Genomic DNA, 14,744 nt, shown 5'->3' on the forward strand with positions numbered 1-14,744 from the left:
AAAGGGGAATCTTTATGCAGACTAAAGGTATAAAGAGACAAATCGGATGGCTGTACGTTTTACCAGCAATTCTGATTCTGTTAACGTTTTTAATCATTCCGTTCCTGATGTCATTTAGCTATTCTTTTACGAACTACAACATTTTGACACCATGGGCTAAACAATATGTAGGTTTTACAAATTACATTAATACTTTTAAAGATCCCGTATTTCTACAAAGTTTAAAAAACATTGCACAATTCGTCATCTTTATTATGCCAATTCAGGTTGGTGCAGCTTTAGGATTAGCTTTAATTGTTAATAAAAAGAGACCTGGAAATACATTTTTTAAGATTTCATTCTTTGCACCACAAGTTGTTTCATTAACTGTTGTTTCTATTCTTTGGATGTACATTCTTAATCCAGATCAAGGTTTGTTAAATGGTATTTTGGGTATTTTTCACATTAAACCACAGCCATTTTTAACTTCACCTAAGCAAGCTATGTTTGCCATCATTGGGGTATCTGCTTGGCAGGGTGCTGGTTATCAGATGTTAATCTTTTTAGCAGGATTACAAAATATTCCTGATTCATTGTATGAAGCAGCTGAATTGGATGGAGCAAATAGTTGGCAAAGATTTTTACATATCACTTTGCCAATGCTTAAACCTACTTCAATGATGATCTTAACGACGACTTTCATTAGTGCTTTCAACTTGGTGATTCAACCAATGATCATGACCCAAGGTGGCCCACAAAATGCAACTATGACACCAATCTATTACATTTATCGTACTGGGTTTACTGATCGTCAATTAGGCTATGCAAGTGCAATGAGTGTAATTTACGGCATTATCATTATTATCTTTACTATTATTCAAAGAAAGATCACAAACGCCGGAGGTGACGAGAATGCATAAATTTATGACACGTAGAAGATTTCACGTGATCTGGACTACAGTGTTAATTACAATTTTAGCTTTATTCTTCTTGTTCCCATTGGTTTGGATGATCGTTTCTTCAATGAAACCTGAATCTCAAATTTATGCCAACATCAGTAACTTTAAGGCATTCTTGCCTTCAGGTCATATTTCTGATTGGGGCAAAGCTTATGTAAGCATCTTCCATAGATTCCCAGTAATGAGATACATTTTAAACAGTGTATTTTATGCAACAAGTGTAACGATAGGTTCAATTGTAGTAAATGCTTTAGCTGGTTATGGTTTCGCAAAATTCAACTTTACAGGACGCAAACTACTCTTTGGTTTATTAATTGCATTATTGGTTATCCCAGGTACTACACTTTTAATTCAGCAATTCCAAATTGCTAAAACTATTGGTATTTTGAATACGCCTTTGGCAGTTATTTTGCCAGGTATATCTAGTCCATTCTATATTTACATGTTTAGAAATGCTTTCGCAGCAATTCCAGATAGTATTACAGAAGCTGCTGAACTAGATGGGGCAAGTAATCTAAGAATTTTCTGGAATATCCTTTTGCCAATGACGCTTCCTACAGTTGCGACAGTTGGAACGTTATCATTCATAGGTAGTTGGAACGACTATGTATGGCCATTAATGGTTTTGACCAATTCTGATCAATTCCCACTACAAGTGGCTATTACAAATATTAACAGCACGAACCCAGTTTACATGAATCAAGTTATGGCTATTTTGACCATTTCTACTGTTCCTTTGGTTTTAGTTTATATCTTCTTCCAAAAGTACCTTACTCAAGGAATGGGTTCTGCAGGTAATGGTGATAAATAATGAAAGAAAATTCTTACTTATATGAAAAAATAAGAAAAATTGATAATGATGAATTGCGACCACTTTTTCATTTCACTGCTCCAGTGGGTTGGATCAATGATCCTAATGGACTAATCCATTATAAAAATTATTATCAATTGTATTATCAATATAATCCTTATGCCCCTCATTGGGATAACATGCATTGGGGTCATGCTCGTAGCAAAGATGGTCTTCATTGGGAAGACATGCCGATAGCGATGAAACCTGATCATCAATATGATAAAACCGGTATTTTCTCCGGTTCTGCTATTGAAAAGGATGGCAAGTTATATGTTCTTTATACAGGGCATGTAGATGAAGATGGTCAAATTACTGAAACACAATGTGTAGCTGTTTCGGATGATGGTGTTGATTTTAAGAAATATGAAAATAACCCAGTAATGACGGTAGCAGATTTGCCTGGAGAAACAGACGAAAGCAACTTCCGTGATCCTAAGGTCTTTAAGCACGGTAATAAATACTATTGTGTAGTTGCCGCTGCACTTGAAAAGCATGGTAGCCTAGTTTTATTTGAATCAGACGATTTGCTTCACTGGTCATTTAAATCTGTTTTGCTTCAAGGTGAAGAGTACGGCATTATGACCGAATGTCCCGATTACTTTAATATTAATGGTCAAGATTATTTAGCCTTTAGTGTAATTTTAGGCGATGGCAGAAATAGTGTTGTTTATCTTGCTAAGGGATATATGGATTGGCAAAACTTTAAGTTTAAGTTAGAAGAACAACATCGTTTAGATGATAGCGATGACTTCTATGCTTCTCAAAGCTTTGTAGATGAAAAAGACAATCGAATTATTATTCCTTGGTTGAGAAGTGCTGATCATGTTAACTATCTTGAAGAATCCGGTCATCTTTGGAACGGTATGATGGGGATCCCAAGAATGCTGACTACAATTAATGGTCAATTAATCCAAAAGCCAATTGGAACAATAAATGATATGTCATTATCTGACAGTCGAGATATTGATTTAGGCAGTTATAAATTAACTGAAGAAATTCCTATTGATCATAGTTTGATATTAAAAGGTGATAATGGTGAGATTCACATTACTCGCAAAAAAGAAGATCAATATGTAATTGAAATTCATTCACCTGTATTTATTAAAAATGTTTCATGGCATCCAGATAATCATAAATTGACATTGGTGATTGATAATTCGAGCTTTGAACTCTTTAGTCAAAGTAAGACTTTAAGTATTGTTACTTTTGTTGCTGGAATAAAACAAGCAATGCTTAAAAAGGTAAATTAGCAAGGAAATGAAAAATGACAGAAGTAGATTTAAACCATGTTTATAAAAAATATGATGGCAATGACAAGTATTCTGTAAATGACTTTGATTTGCATATCAAAGATAAGGAATTTATCGTTTTTGTCGGTCCTTCAGGTTGTGGTAAATCAACAACATTAAGAATGATTGCCGGTTTGGAAGATATTACCGAAGGTACGCTTGAGATTGATCATAAAGTCATGAATGATGTTGCTCCAAAGAACAGAGATATTGCGATGGTTTTCCAGAACTACGCTTTGTATCCACATATGACTATTTATGACAACATGGCCTTTGGATTAAAGCTTAGACATTATTCTAAGGAAGATATTGATAAAAAAGTAAAGCACGCAGCTGAAATTTTGGGTTTGACTAGCTATTTAAAGAAGAAACCCGCAGCTCTTTCAGGTGGTCAACGTCAGCGTGTTGCTTTAGGACGTTCAATTGTGCGGGATGCACCAATCTTCTTGATGGATGAGCCTCTTTCAAACCTTGATGCTAAATTACGTGTATCTATGCGTGCAGAAATTGCTAAACTTCATCAAAGATTAGGTACGACAACAATTTATGTTACTCACGACCAAACTGAAGCTATGACTTTAGCTGATAGAGTAGTAGTTATGTCAGTAGGTAAGGTACAACAAATTGGTACGCCACTTGAAGTTTACAACAAGCCAAAGAATATGTTTGTAGCCGGTTTTATTGGTTCACCACAAATGAACTTCTTTAATGTTCATTACAAGGATGGCCGTATTTCCGATGGTAAAGGCTTAAACATTGGCATCCCAGAAGGTAAGGCAAAGATGCTTAATGAGAAGGGCTATAACGATAAGGACATCGTATTTGGCATTCGGCCTGAAGACATTCATGCTGAGGAAGCATTCTTGGAAACGTGGCCTGATGCTGTAATCAGTTCAACAGTTGTAGTTTCCGAATTGCTTGGTGCTACAATTCAACTGTATCAAAAAGTCGATGGTACTGAATTTGTAGCCGATGTAAATTCACGTGATTACCACAAGCCAGGTGATCATGTAAAGATGGGCTTCGATGTTAATAAAGCTCACTTCTTCGATAAAGACACTACAATGGCTATTTACAATTAATAATTTTCTCTCCCCCCTAATTTTTGAAAAACAATTCGACATAATCCTCGATGATCAAAAATATTTATAGGTTCGATCTTTTCTCGAAGATTGAACCTATTTTTGTAAAGAAGGTTTAAAAATGAAATTACAAAATAAAGCGATGTTGATAACTTATGCAGATAGTTTAGGTCATAATTTAAAAGATTTATCTTACGTAATGGACCATTATTTTAAAAAGGCGATTGGTGGCATTCACTTATTGCCAATTTTCCCATCAAATGGTGACCGTGGCTTTTCGCCAACACGATATGATGTGGTTGATCCTAAATTTGGCTCTTGGGAAGACGTTGAAAAATTAGGTCAGCAATATTATTTGATGTTTGATTTTATGATCAATCATTTATCCAAGCATTCAGCTTATTTCCAAGATTTTGAGGCTAAGCATGATCAGAGCAAGTATAGTGATTTGTTCTTAAGCTGGGATAAGTTCTGGCCTGCTGGTCGACCAATACAAAAGGATATTGATTTAATTTATAAACGTAAGGCTAAAGCTCCATATCAAGATATTGAATTCAAAGATGGCAGTCATGAAAAGATGTGGAATACTTTTGGCCCCGATCAAATGGATTTGGATGTAAGAACTAAGACCACTCAAGAATTTATTAAGAATAATTTGCAAAATTTGGCTAAGCATGGTGCTAGTCTGATTCGTCTGGACGCTTTTGCTTATGCCATTAAAAAACTAGATACCAATGATTTCTTTGTGGAGCCTGAAATTTGGTCATTGCTTGAAGAGGTAAATGATTATTTGAAAGATACTCCAGCAACGATTTTGCCAGAAATTCATGAGCATTACACTATGCCATTTAAGGTGGCTAAGCATGGCTACTTCATCTATGACTTTGCTTTGCCAATGGTCTTGCTATATTCACTTTATAGCGGTAATAGTACACAATTAGCTAACTGGTTAAAGAAGTGTCCAATGAAGCAATTTACTACGCTAGATACTCATGATGGGTTAGGGGTAGTTGATGCTAAGGATGTCTTGACCGATGAACAGATTGATTATACAACCAAAAAGCTCTATCAAATTGGCGCAAATGTTAAGAAGAAGTATTCAAGTGCTGAATATCATAATTTGGATATCTATCAGATTAATACTACTTATTATTCTGCATTAGGTAATGATGATAAAAAGTACTTCCTTGCTCGGTTATTGCAGATCTTTGCACCAGGTATTCCTCAAATTTATTATGTTGGTTTGCTTGCTGGTGAAAACGATATTCAATTGTTGGAAAAGACTAAGGAAGGTCGCGATATTAATCGGCATTATTACGAATTAGCTGAGATTAAAAAACAAGTTAATAGACCAGTAGTTAAGTCATTAATTAAGTTACTGGAATTCCGTAATTCAGCGGCTGCCTTTGACTTAGACGGATCAATTGATGTAGCAACGCCTAGTGATCATGAAATTGTCATTACTAGAATGAATAAAGCTAAGACTGACGTGGCTAGTGCTAAGGTTGATTTCCAGAATTTGACTTATCAAGTTAAATATAATGATCAAGTATTTGGTTTTTAAAAGGCGTTAGAAAATGCAAAGATTATAATCATGATACTTTTGAGCAAATGTGAAAAAATCAAAATTTTTTTGAATTTTTCCTTGATATTTTTTCTTCATTCCCCTATACTAATATCTGTTGGGTGATCGAGAGGTCATTCAAATAGAACCAATCAAGTAAAAGGTTTGAAGATTGGGTTATAGCCAAGTGGTAAGGCAATGGTTTTTGGTACCATCATGCGCTGGTTCGAGTCCAGCTAACCCAATATAAATTAGTTAGCTTTAATATCTAATGTTTAGAAACGTTGGTATTAAAGCTTTTTTGTTACCTTGAGTTTATTTCTGTTTTTCTGAGTTTACTTAAAAAGGTGGCAACATTAGGTGGCAATATTTTGAAAAATAGGGTAAAAATGCGACTTGCTAAAATTGGTCTACAGGTGGCAACATTGACCCGAAATAATTAGAACAATTTTGGTGTAAATAGGCTTATCAAAGGGCTTTAATGATATAATTAACTTAATATCATTGATTCATAGTTAAAAGGCTTATCTCATTTACGAGGTAAGCCTTTTTTTGTTATAGGGATGCACTATAGGGTAACGAATCGTTACGGCATTTTTTAGTTATAGGATGCATCCCTTAAAATGCTATTCTAAGTGGTTTTATTATTTCTAGTATGATTATGCATGTATGACTTTTAAACTCGTTAGAATCCAAAAGAGCTTATATAATTAACTCAATAGCAAAATGCTAACTAGTTTCAGGTAGAAAAATCTTATATGAAATGGTGAGGTAAAAAGCAATGAGTGGCACGACTGTTATAGTAAATGCGTATAAATTCTTTAATAAGTATTTTGATCGAATATTAAGCATTTCGGGGCTATTGCCTATGGATTTAATGCCCGAAAATATTAGTAATATAAAGCCGTCTAATGCTGAAAACTACCCACAAAGAATAATACAGGCTGAAACCATTGCATATTGCATAGCATTAGCTATAAATGACTGCAAAAACGAACCTAAAAAGCCCTATAAAACAATATTGATTGATGTTTACTTAAAAGAATTAAGTAATATAGATACGATGCAAAAGGTAGGCTATGAGCATTCAAGATATAACGTGTTAAAAAGACAAGCTATAAACGAGTTTGCGGGGCGTTTTAACATCTATGCTATTAAGGTGGGTGTTAGTTCGATAATTGAATTAAGCCTAGCCTAACCATTGCATCCCGTTTAATATTGAAAGATATTAATTCTCACTGCGCAAAATTGCGTAGTGAGTTTTTTAGTTGCTGAATATCTTTTTAAAGGTTCTAAAATATTGCTATGCCTTTTTTAGGGTGTCTCAAATGTCGCTATGTCTTTTTTAAGGTCTGACAAATATGACCTATATCTTTTTTAAGGGCTCTAAAATGTCTCGATACCTTTTTAAAGTGTCCGCAATGTCAGAATACCTTTTTTAAGGTCTTTGCCAATTATGCCCGTTTTACCCGATAACGGTTAAACCTCTACGACGGCATTATTTGTTAGTAAATAGCTTGTTAGGACGTTGTAAACCTTTAATTAATACGCTGAATCAGTTAATCACGAATCATAGTTCAGGTTTTTTCAGGTTCAGGATAGGTTTTGACAGGTTCTATTGAGGTTTTTTGAGGTTCACATTCGGTTTTATTCTCTTTTTACGGTTTTCACGTTAGCTATTGTTAGCTTTTTCTTGTTTCATGTTGGGTTTTGTTGGGGTGTTAAGAGCATATAGCACGGCTTAGCATCTACCCCAAATTGGGGACATCTGCTCAATTTTGAGCGCATTCCTAACACTTACCCAAAATTGTGGGCATCTTATAACATCTATCCAAAATTGGACGCATCTTTTCTGCATTTCGATTTATAGATACGCTTATAAAATGTCTACTTTGCTAACTTGCATTTAAGCTTGTTGTTTAGGTTTGTATCAATATTTTCAATAAGGCTAAAAGATACAAAGTTACATAGTTCAAAAATTGAACCTATAGCAGTATTTTTTACTAATGAGGGATGCATCCCTTTTAAATGCATTCTAAGAGGCTCTATTATTTTTAGTATGCTTATACATGTATGACTTTAAAACCTGTTAGAGTTGAAATTTACTTACATGGTTGCAATTTAATAGCTAAATGCTACTTAGTTCAAATTAAATAAAGTGAGGTATTAAGAACAATGTCTGATAAAACGGTTATGGATGCAAAAACCTTTTTTAAAACATATTTTGATCGTTTAATTAGAATTTCGGGTTATTCTTTTGCAGATTTAATGCCTACTAACATTAATAATTTACAATTACGGGATAATGGTTATTCAAATGAAATAAAACAAGCTGAACGGGTTATTCATTGTGTAGCAAAGGCAATCAATGACAGCAAAAGTGAACCTAGAAAGCCGTATAAAGCAATATTAACGGGCGTTTATTTGAAAAATGAACTTAATTGGGAAGTAAGAAATGAAATAGGCTATTCCAATACAAGATATTACGTATTAAAAAAGCAAGCATTAGAAGAGTTTGCTGAACGTTTTAATTATTATGCCGTTCAAGAGGGCATTAGCTCACTAATCGAACTAAGTTAAACTTAGCCCGTTAGCTCTAATATAACGATTTGTTCTGTTAGTTTATTGCATCCCAACTAAATAAAAATATTAATTCTCACTGCTTAATTTTATGCAGTGAATTTTTTATTATCTTAAATGCTTATTTATGAGTGGTTTTGTGGGGGTTTTATAGGGGTTATAACAATGGGTTTTGATAGGGTTTCAATTAGGTTTTCTTAGTGATTTTTCGATTTTACACTAAGGGAAATCTAACGGTAGTAAGTAGGGTTTTGTAAGGGTTCTAATGAACAAATAAAGGAGGGTAATAGGAGGGTTCAAACGCATTTAACACTTGGGGTAAAATTAGGGTTCTAGTTAGGTTTTCTTAGTAGTTTTTTAAAGTGAAACAAGGGGTTTCCATAGGGTAGTTAAGGCGGTTAATTTTAGTGAAACCTTTACATTATTTCTAAATAGGAGCATTTAACTAAGTAACTTACAAGGTCCATTGTTGAAATGCATCTAAAAAACGACTGTTCCAAAAGGTACAGTCGTTAGCATTTGTTATCAGAATATGTACAAGGGTGAACGTTTTGCTACCCCTGCTTTGAATCATTGCCTTAATTTAAAATAGTGATTTAAGCTGGGTCGATGTTTTACCGAATCAGATAATAAAGCCCTCTATCAATATTTAAAGATTAATAGGGGGCTTTATTGAGCTTTTTGAATGACAGGTACATTATTACATACTTTTTCAAAAATTGTGCTTTACTTGCTGAATCAGATAAATAAACCAGCGTATCTATAAATACGGAGGTTCAAAGTATATCTAACTCACTTACTTACAAGTGTACTTGTTGTACGGTTGTATGAATGCAATTACACATACATACGTTGAGGCTAACTACCAAAATGCCCTAATCCTTGTGGCTCAATGGTTAGTAAACATATAGGGTAACGAATCGTTACTCTATATTGTGAGGTAACCTGTAAGTAACCTCACATGTATATACCTAAAGTACCATTTTGGTAGTTTAGATTATAAGGGGTCATTGAAATAATGATGCCTTGTTAGGGGTCGATGAAACACCGATACCTTATAACCTAACGAGGTAACCTGTAAGTGATGCCTATGATTGATTATCTAACTTTGCATCCCTTAACAGAGTTTGACCTGCATACCTGATTCGGGTACGTAGCTTTTATGGTAGAGTGCGGAAATGTATTTCCATAGGTTATAGCAGAGGTGGTGAAATGCATTGTGCTAGGTGCTACTTACTGCATCTAACATAGTATTTAATAGCCCGCTATCGTGATGCCACCATTTAGCATGCTGAATCAGTCAATCACGAATTATAGTTCATGTTTTTTCAGGTTTAACAACTTTTAACAGGTTCTATGATAGGCTTTGTAAGGTTCATAAAGCCTATATACTATGAATTTTTTAATGCTTTTCTTGAATATTTTCTTGTTGTGATCTATTAATTAGCATCTATCTAAATTTGCTTATTTTTAATATGTACGTAGTTGTAACTACGCTCATAAGATGCAATTTTTATTCAAGATTATTGAACTTTTCTTTTCAAAATGTAAATTTTTATTTTCATGTTTGGACGTCCATTGGACGACCATATTTAATAGAGTGCGTATAATAATATGAGTTCAAACTTTGAACCTATAACGATGTTTTTTGGCTTTTTAGCGGGTACGGTAGTGCAAACTATGACAAAAAACTAGACCTCTAACAAGCTATTAAGGTGCGTCAAATAATGCAAAGTTCAAAAACTAGACTGTTAACAAGCCAATAAAGGGATGCAAAGCAAAAAGGCGAACTAGTTTATTTAACTAGCTCGTCTTTCTTATTTTTGCATTAATATTAATTCAAAGGTTCAATATTTGCACTTCTAATTTTAATTCATTAAAGGGGGTATTGATCTTTTTATCAATAGGGTATTGCTAAGCAAAATCAGCTTATTTAACTAGCTTGCCTTTGTTTTTCTGCATCAACTAACTTCTTTTAATTTATTAGTGCCTAAATAACTGTTTATTTCTCGCTCTAACGATTTAGTTTGTTTATCAAGTCTATTTATAGCTATTAGGGCTAAACTATTATCTAAGCCTTTATTTTGCCTTAATAACTTTCTATACTTAGCTAATGTACTTTTAGATAAATAGTTATTATTAAGGCGGTCGGGGTGGTTGATTAAATATTCTAGCATTGCCACTTTTCGCATATCTTTTTTATTTGGATTTAGCTTTACTTTATCGGGGCATTTAAAATAATTTAACGCTTTTTTGGTTTCATCTAGCCAATTAAGCGTCTTTTTTCTTCTTAGCCTTATTTCTAGGCGCTCCCAGTTCCTAATATTAGGCGGTATTCTAGCTTTTTTATTATTCCGCTCTTTTAATTTATCGTAATAGCAATATTGGACGCTTGAACCATAGCTCCCACAGTAAATAGTGCCTATTGCTCCGTTCCGCTCTGTTATCCTATACTGTTTTACATTAGGCTTATAAAACCTATAATTCATACCAGCATTATCAAAGTTAATAAAATCTATTGCTATATCTAATCTAGTTATATGCACCTCATCAAATAAATTAATAATAGCTAATATTTTTTGTTTTTCTTTGTCGCTATAAATATGGTTTGATGTATCTAAACGCCAATTCCCTTGATGCTTATTTTTCCCTTTATTTCTAACTAGCGTTGCTATATTGTGCTTTTCTAATAACTCACCATTACTATTAATCCTTTTTAATCCGAATTTGGTTGGGTGTCCGTCTAGTTCTTTCTGTAAAGCCCAGTTATTTTCATGTAATTTACTAGTAAACTGTTCAGCATGAAATACACCGTTCACCGTTACCCTATCTAAACTAATTTCACAAAGATTATTTTCTAAAAGGTCTAAAAAGTGAACCTCTAGTCGGCTTGTTAGATAGGGTTTTATTTTTTCTTTTTGCCTCATTTGTGAATTTATCCTTTTAGTAAAAAAGCATCCCTTTGTTGGGGATGCCGGCATTTTTATTTATGATAATTTACAGTTGTGCCTCCATTTGCTTTAAAACGCGTTTATATTTTTCACGGTTAACCGTTGAAATAGCATTTTCTTTTAAAGCTTGCTTGATGCCGTTTACTAAGTTGTGAGCATCAATTAACACATCTTCTTTATCGTGGGGGTTGGGCTGAAATGAATCTTTAGGCATTCGTTTAAGAACCTCTTGAAAGTCTGATTCATCTAAACTAACTTGAATATCATTTTGCGATATTCCATTGGGGTAGGTGAAAGCTTGACCGACCAAACCATTTTCCAATGCCCACTTAGTAGGGATGCCGTTTTTATCTATTATGTTGTCTTTTATCAGTTCATTAAGCATTTCATGATAAGTGAAGTGTAGACCTCTTTTTTTCATTGCTCTTTGAGCATCTACTACCAGCTTTATTTTTTGCATTTTTAAGCCTTTCAATCGTTCAATAAATTATAGTTATAGCCCTTTGACAAGCCTATTTGCACCACCAAATCTGCTATAATTTAAGTTGTAAAAATTTTACGGAAGATTTTTACTTGTTGCTCGTAACTACTCCAATAGTTACGGGCTTTTTTTCTTGCCCTTGTAATCGTGTCTCGTGAGCTTTTAGCCATTGAGTTATAGATTGCTTGCCGTACAGTTTGCGACCGTCTACGACAGCGACAGGCATTCCTAAACTAGCCCAATAACTGATAGTTGATTCAGAAACGCCAAAATACTTTGCAATGTCTCTACGGTTCAAGTAGGGGCGTTGGTTTTCAACTTGCTTAATACCGTCTTTGACCACACTAAACACTATCTGTTTTATTTCTGCTATTTGTGCATCGTCCAATACAAGTTGCATTGTCTTGATCCTCCTTAATTTTTCTTATTTTGTTTTCGATAACTTCAACGTCTCTTTCATTGGATAAAGCATTTTCCATTAAATAGCGTGAGGCTATACCGCTGTCTTCTTTGCTGATATAACCCGCTCGATATTCCGGCAACTGCATGCAGAATGAAAGAGTATTACACAATATCTGAATAGCTCGTGCATCATTCTTTAAGCTTTTAACGTGAGTTTGAATCTCATCAAGGGATGCAGTCGCATTGTCTAATGTCGGAAATACCTTTGATTTTTCTTGTAACTCGTTGGCATTGGATAATATGAATTGGTCAATGCTAGGAGAATAAGACGAATGCAACCGTATTTTTTTACGTATTTTCTTAAATAAATTCATGGTTTACGGTCTCACTTCCAAAAAGCACTGTTTTAATTCACGTCCTAGCATTTTTTTGGTTGCCTTATTCCACTTATTGAAGACTTCTTTGTTAAGGTCTGAATGATAAGGAGCGCCTTTAAAAATAAATCCAAACTCTTTGTTATCAAGTTTGAATATTGCTAGCAAAACTTGTTTAGCTAGCAATGTAACTACTTTGTTACCAGTCTTAATAGTTAGTGTTGTATTAGTGTTTAAAGGCTTGTCATAGCTAACAGCGCCAACGATAGGGTCAACGTCTTTGCTTAAAAATGTCATTGCATCCCTTAATACTACTGTCATAGTTATTGCTCCTTTTTTCTTGTTTTTTGTTTAGCCGTCTGATTCATTTCAACGGTTAATTTTTTTGCCATTGGAGTAAAGTGCATTGCGTTAATGACTTCACCTCTACCAAAATATTCTTTTTCGGCTTTGTTCATGTATTCCGCATATTCTTGTGGATCTTTGAAACGCCAATAGCCGTCGCCGTTGGTAGTACTGCCGATGTCATAATGTTTAAGTCGCATCTTTTTTACCGTATCTGTAATAGTACGTTTGCTAATTTTTAATATGGTAGCAATGTAATCAGCAGTCACCGCATTTTCTTTACCCAATGGAAGTAGGTCAAAAACCTTTTTTTCTAGCTTTGTTAACTCGATTTCTTTATCAGGGAACACTAAGCCGTAAAGGTTTAACTCAGTTTGAACGGATTTCATTTAGTTCACCTCCTTTACGGTTTTATGCTCTTGAATAAACTTTTTAAGGTCGTCTATATCAATGCGTTTAGAGTTACCAACTGTAACAACTGGTAAACCTTGTTGAATGTATTCACGTAAAGAGGCGGGAGACTTAAAACCTAAAAATCTTTGCGCCTCTTTGAATGAAAGCAATTGTTGTGTCATGGTTTCACCTCTATTCATCTAAGAAAATTAGATTTAATTTACAGTCATTATGTTATATCTAAGTTTTTTAGATGTCAATATCTAAATAATTTAGATTCTTTGTGTAAATTAGTGTTATTTTGTTATAAAATCAGTAGATAGAAAGATGCAAGGTGAACTATGTTGGTTAAAAATAATAATAGATTAAAGGAACTACGTATTAACCATGGTTATACATTAGACGATATTGAAAGCAGAACAGGCATAAAACGTGGTACTTATAGTAATTATGAGAATCATAATACAGAGCCAAAACTTGAAACGTGGCAAAAACTAGCAGATTTTTTCGGGGTTTCTGTTTCATACCTACAGGGTATAGAACCAGATTTTAGCGTTATTACATCAAAAACTAAGAAAGTATTATTTTCGTTACTAAGTGAATTTTATTTTGCTGATAGTTATGACGATTCCTTAAAAAATGGTGCTTCTAAAAGATTGAAAAGCGCTATAAATGAGTATTCTAAATATGCTGACTTTGTGCCATCTATTGACGAAATAAAACTAAAAAATAGTGAACAAAAAAATAAATATTTTGAAAAGTATTTTTCTTTTTTGCTTAATGATACAAGGACAGTGGAAAAAGTTAATAGATATATTTATCAATCTAATAGTAAAGCTGGTAGGCTGATATATGCATTGAGCTCAAAAATTCAAGCACATACTTTGCAAGAGTTTCAGACCGCATTAGGCTTATCCATTGAAAAAAGTATAGGTTCAGAATTGTTAAATCGATTTACAGCTTTTGAAAGAAATCTTTTATTTTGCAAAGATTCTAAAAGTATGAGGAATCAATTTGATGAATATATACATTATTTAAATAAAACAAGGGATATACTAAATAATAGCCTTGAAAAAGTTGATGTAAATGAGCTTTCAAATGAATTGTTAAATCGTAGAACTTATTTGGCAATAAGTAATTTAGTACAGCATGATGATGACTTATACAATAAATTATCTAAGATGGAATCACGTGAGCTTTTTGAGTGGGTTCCTATTGTAAAAGAGTATTTGGTTCAAAAGAATAAACCCGTGCCAAAAGAAATAAACGAGTATTTAGAACAATACAAAAATAAAAAATAATACAGTTGCAAGGCACGACCGTATTAATAAAAATCTTTCTGTTGTTGTGCATCCCTCATATGTGGGATGCATTCAGCATATAGAGCCTAGATAATCAGTAATACATTTATAAACGTAAATATATTATTTAGAAATATAAATTAATGCTTTATTTGAGCGGTTTTTCTCTAATGTGAGGCATCTTTTTAATA

General features: G+C 33.6%; 15 protein-coding genes and 1 tRNA gene. 9 read left to right on the forward strand and 7 right to left on the reverse strand.

All coding sequences use genetic code 11. The features are described 5' to 3' along the window. The first annotated feature begins 14 nt into the window (after positions 1 to 14). From FC37_RS07500 to FC37_RS07535, 8 genes are all read left to right on the forward strand, one after another. Positions 15 to 899 (forward strand): carbohydrate ABC transporter permease, encoded by an 885-nt coding sequence (locus tag FC37_RS07500; RefSeq protein WP_025006060.1) that lies wholly within the window; start codon positions 15 to 17, stop codon positions 897 to 899. After that, positions 892 to 1,749: a carbohydrate ABC transporter permease gene (locus FC37_RS07505; protein ID WP_082603680.1), complete on the forward strand. Its 858-nt coding sequence runs from the start codon at positions 892 to 894 to the stop codon at positions 1,747 to 1,749. Before FC37_RS07500 ends, FC37_RS07505 begins: the two co-directional genes overlap by 8 nt. After that, positions 1,749 to 3,041, forward strand: coding sequence for a glycoside hydrolase family 32 protein (locus FC37_RS07510; RefSeq protein WP_025006059.1), 1,293 nt, complete (start codon positions 1,749 to 1,751; stop codon positions 3,039 to 3,041). The genes FC37_RS07505 and FC37_RS07510 overlap by 1 nt, the downstream gene beginning before the upstream one ends. Before the next feature lie 14 nt (positions 3,042 to 3,055). Then, a complete protein-coding gene (locus tag FC37_RS07515; RefSeq protein WP_025006058.1) occupies positions 3,056 to 4,162 on the forward strand; it encodes an ABC transporter ATP-binding protein in 1,107 nt (368 codons plus the stop codon). Between the two features lie 121 nt (positions 4,163 to 4,283). Then, positions 4,284 to 5,726, forward strand: a complete 1,443-nt coding sequence (gene gtfA / locus FC37_RS07520) for a sucrose phosphorylase (RefSeq protein ID WP_025006057.1) — start codon at positions 4,284 to 4,286, stop codon at positions 5,724 to 5,726. A 173-nt stretch (positions 5,727 to 5,899) separates the two neighbouring features. Then, positions 5,900 to 5,971: transfer RNA gene (locus FC37_RS07525), tRNA-Gln, on the forward strand. Between the two features lie 536 nt (positions 5,972 to 6,507). Next, complete coding sequence (locus FC37_RS07530) at positions 6,508 to 6,924, forward strand: ArpU family phage packaging/lysis transcriptional regulator (RefSeq protein WP_025006056.1); 417 nt, start codon at positions 6,508 to 6,510, stop codon at positions 6,922 to 6,924. 977 nt (positions 6,925 to 7,901) lie between these two features. Continuing rightward, a complete protein-coding gene (locus FC37_RS07535; protein WP_025006055.1) occupies positions 7,902 to 8,306 on the forward strand; it encodes a DUF1492 domain-containing protein in 405 nt (134 codons plus the stop codon). Positions 8,307 to 10,267: 1,961 nt separating this feature from the next. Here the strand turns inward: FC37_RS07535 and FC37_RS07540 are convergent. The 7 genes from FC37_RS07540 to FC37_RS07570 form a co-directional block, all read right to left on the reverse strand. Beyond that, the gene (locus FC37_RS07540; protein WP_162148731.1) at positions 10,268 to 11,233 is read right to left on the reverse strand and encodes a replication initiation factor domain-containing protein; all 966 of its coding nucleotides are present in this window, start codon (positions 11,231 to 11,233) and stop codon (positions 10,268 to 10,270) included. Between the two features lie 70 nt (positions 11,234 to 11,303). After that, positions 11,304 to 11,717, reverse strand: a complete 414-nt coding sequence (locus FC37_RS07545; protein WP_025006053.1) for a hypothetical protein — start codon at positions 11,715 to 11,717, stop codon at positions 11,304 to 11,306. Positions 11,718 to 11,826: 109 nt separating this feature from the next. Further along, entirely contained in the window at positions 11,827 to 12,138 is a 312-nt protein-coding gene (locus FC37_RS07550) for a DNA-packaging protein (RefSeq protein WP_025006052.1), read from the reverse strand. Next, positions 12,083 to 12,514, reverse strand: a complete 432-nt coding sequence (locus FC37_RS07555; RefSeq protein ID WP_025006051.1) for a hypothetical protein — start codon at positions 12,512 to 12,514, stop codon at positions 12,083 to 12,085. Before FC37_RS07555 ends, FC37_RS07550 begins: the two co-directional genes overlap by 56 nt. Before the next feature lie 3 nt (positions 12,515 to 12,517). Beyond that, positions 12,518 to 12,835 (reverse strand): hypothetical protein, encoded by a 318-nt coding sequence (locus FC37_RS07560; RefSeq protein WP_025006050.1) that lies wholly within the window; start codon positions 12,833 to 12,835, stop codon positions 12,518 to 12,520. A gap of 2 nt (positions 12,836 to 12,837) precedes the next feature. Continuing rightward, positions 12,838 to 13,248 carry a MerR family transcriptional regulator gene (locus tag FC37_RS07565; protein ID WP_025006049.1) on the reverse strand — a complete coding sequence of 137 codons (411 nt, stop codon included), beginning with the start codon at positions 13,246 to 13,248 and terminating at the stop codon, positions 12,838 to 12,840. Continuing rightward, positions 13,249 to 13,434, reverse strand: coding sequence for a helix-turn-helix domain-containing protein (locus tag FC37_RS07570; protein WP_025006048.1), 186 nt, complete (start codon positions 13,432 to 13,434; stop codon positions 13,249 to 13,251). It abuts the gene before it with no gap. Positions 13,435 to 13,593: 159 nt separating this feature from the next. On the opposite strand from FC37_RS07570, the gene FC37_RS10090 reads away from it, so the two are divergent. Continuing rightward, entirely contained in the window at positions 13,594 to 14,553 is a 960-nt protein-coding gene (locus FC37_RS10090) for a helix-turn-helix domain-containing protein (protein ID WP_082603681.1), read from the forward strand. Positions 14,554 to 14,744 lie beyond the last annotated feature (191 nt).

Source organism: Lactobacillus gallinarum DSM 10532 = JCM 2011, from assembly GCF_001434975.1.
GTDB lineage: Bacteria > Bacillota > Bacilli > Lactobacillales > Lactobacillaceae > Lactobacillus > Lactobacillus gallinarum.

Excerpts from the sequence above, each read along its gene's own strand:
- FC37_RS07500 (WP_025006060.1), top strand. The coding sequence starts at position 15 with ATGCAGACTAAAGGTATAAAGAGACAAATCGGATGGCTGTACGTTTTA.
- FC37_RS07505 (WP_082603680.1), top strand. The coding sequence starts at position 892 with ATGCATAAATTTATGACACGTAGAAGATTTCACGTGATCTGGACTACA.
- FC37_RS07510 (WP_025006059.1), top strand. The coding sequence starts at position 1,749 with ATGAAAGAAAATTCTTACTTATATGAAAAAATAAGAAAAATTGATAAT.
- FC37_RS07515 (WP_025006058.1), top strand. The coding sequence starts at position 3,056 with ATGACAGAAGTAGATTTAAACCATGTTTATAAAAAATATGATGGCAAT.
- gtfA (WP_025006057.1), top strand. The coding sequence starts at position 4,284 with ATGAAATTACAAAATAAAGCGATGTTGATAACTTATGCAGATAGTTTA.
- FC37_RS07530 (WP_025006056.1), top strand. The coding sequence starts at position 6,508 with ATGAGTGGCACGACTGTTATAGTAAATGCGTATAAATTCTTTAATAAG.
- FC37_RS07535 (WP_025006055.1), top strand. The coding sequence starts at position 7,902 with ATGTCTGATAAAACGGTTATGGATGCAAAAACCTTTTTTAAAACATAT.
- FC37_RS07540 (WP_162148731.1), bottom strand. The coding sequence starts at position 11,233 with ATGAGGCAAAAAGAAAAAATAAAACCCTATCTAACAAGCCGACTAGAG.
- FC37_RS07545 (WP_025006053.1), bottom strand. The coding sequence starts at position 11,717 with ATGCAAAAAATAAAGCTGGTAGTAGATGCTCAAAGAGCAATGAAAAAA.
- FC37_RS07550 (WP_025006052.1), bottom strand. The coding sequence starts at position 12,138 with ATGCAACTTGTATTGGACGATGCACAAATAGCAGAAATAAAACAGATA.
- FC37_RS07555 (WP_025006051.1), bottom strand. The coding sequence starts at position 12,514 with ATGAATTTATTTAAGAAAATACGTAAAAAAATACGGTTGCATTCGTCT.
- FC37_RS07560 (WP_025006050.1), bottom strand. The coding sequence starts at position 12,835 with ATGACAGTAGTATTAAGGGATGCAATGACATTTTTAAGCAAAGACGTT.
- FC37_RS07565 (WP_025006049.1), bottom strand. The coding sequence starts at position 13,248 with ATGAAATCCGTTCAAACTGAGTTAAACCTTTACGGCTTAGTGTTCCCT.
- FC37_RS07570 (WP_025006048.1), bottom strand. The coding sequence starts at position 13,434 with ATGACACAACAATTGCTTTCATTCAAAGAGGCGCAAAGATTTTTAGGT.
- FC37_RS10090 (WP_082603681.1), top strand. The coding sequence starts at position 13,594 with ATGTTGGTTAAAAATAATAATAGATTAAAGGAACTACGTATTAACCAT.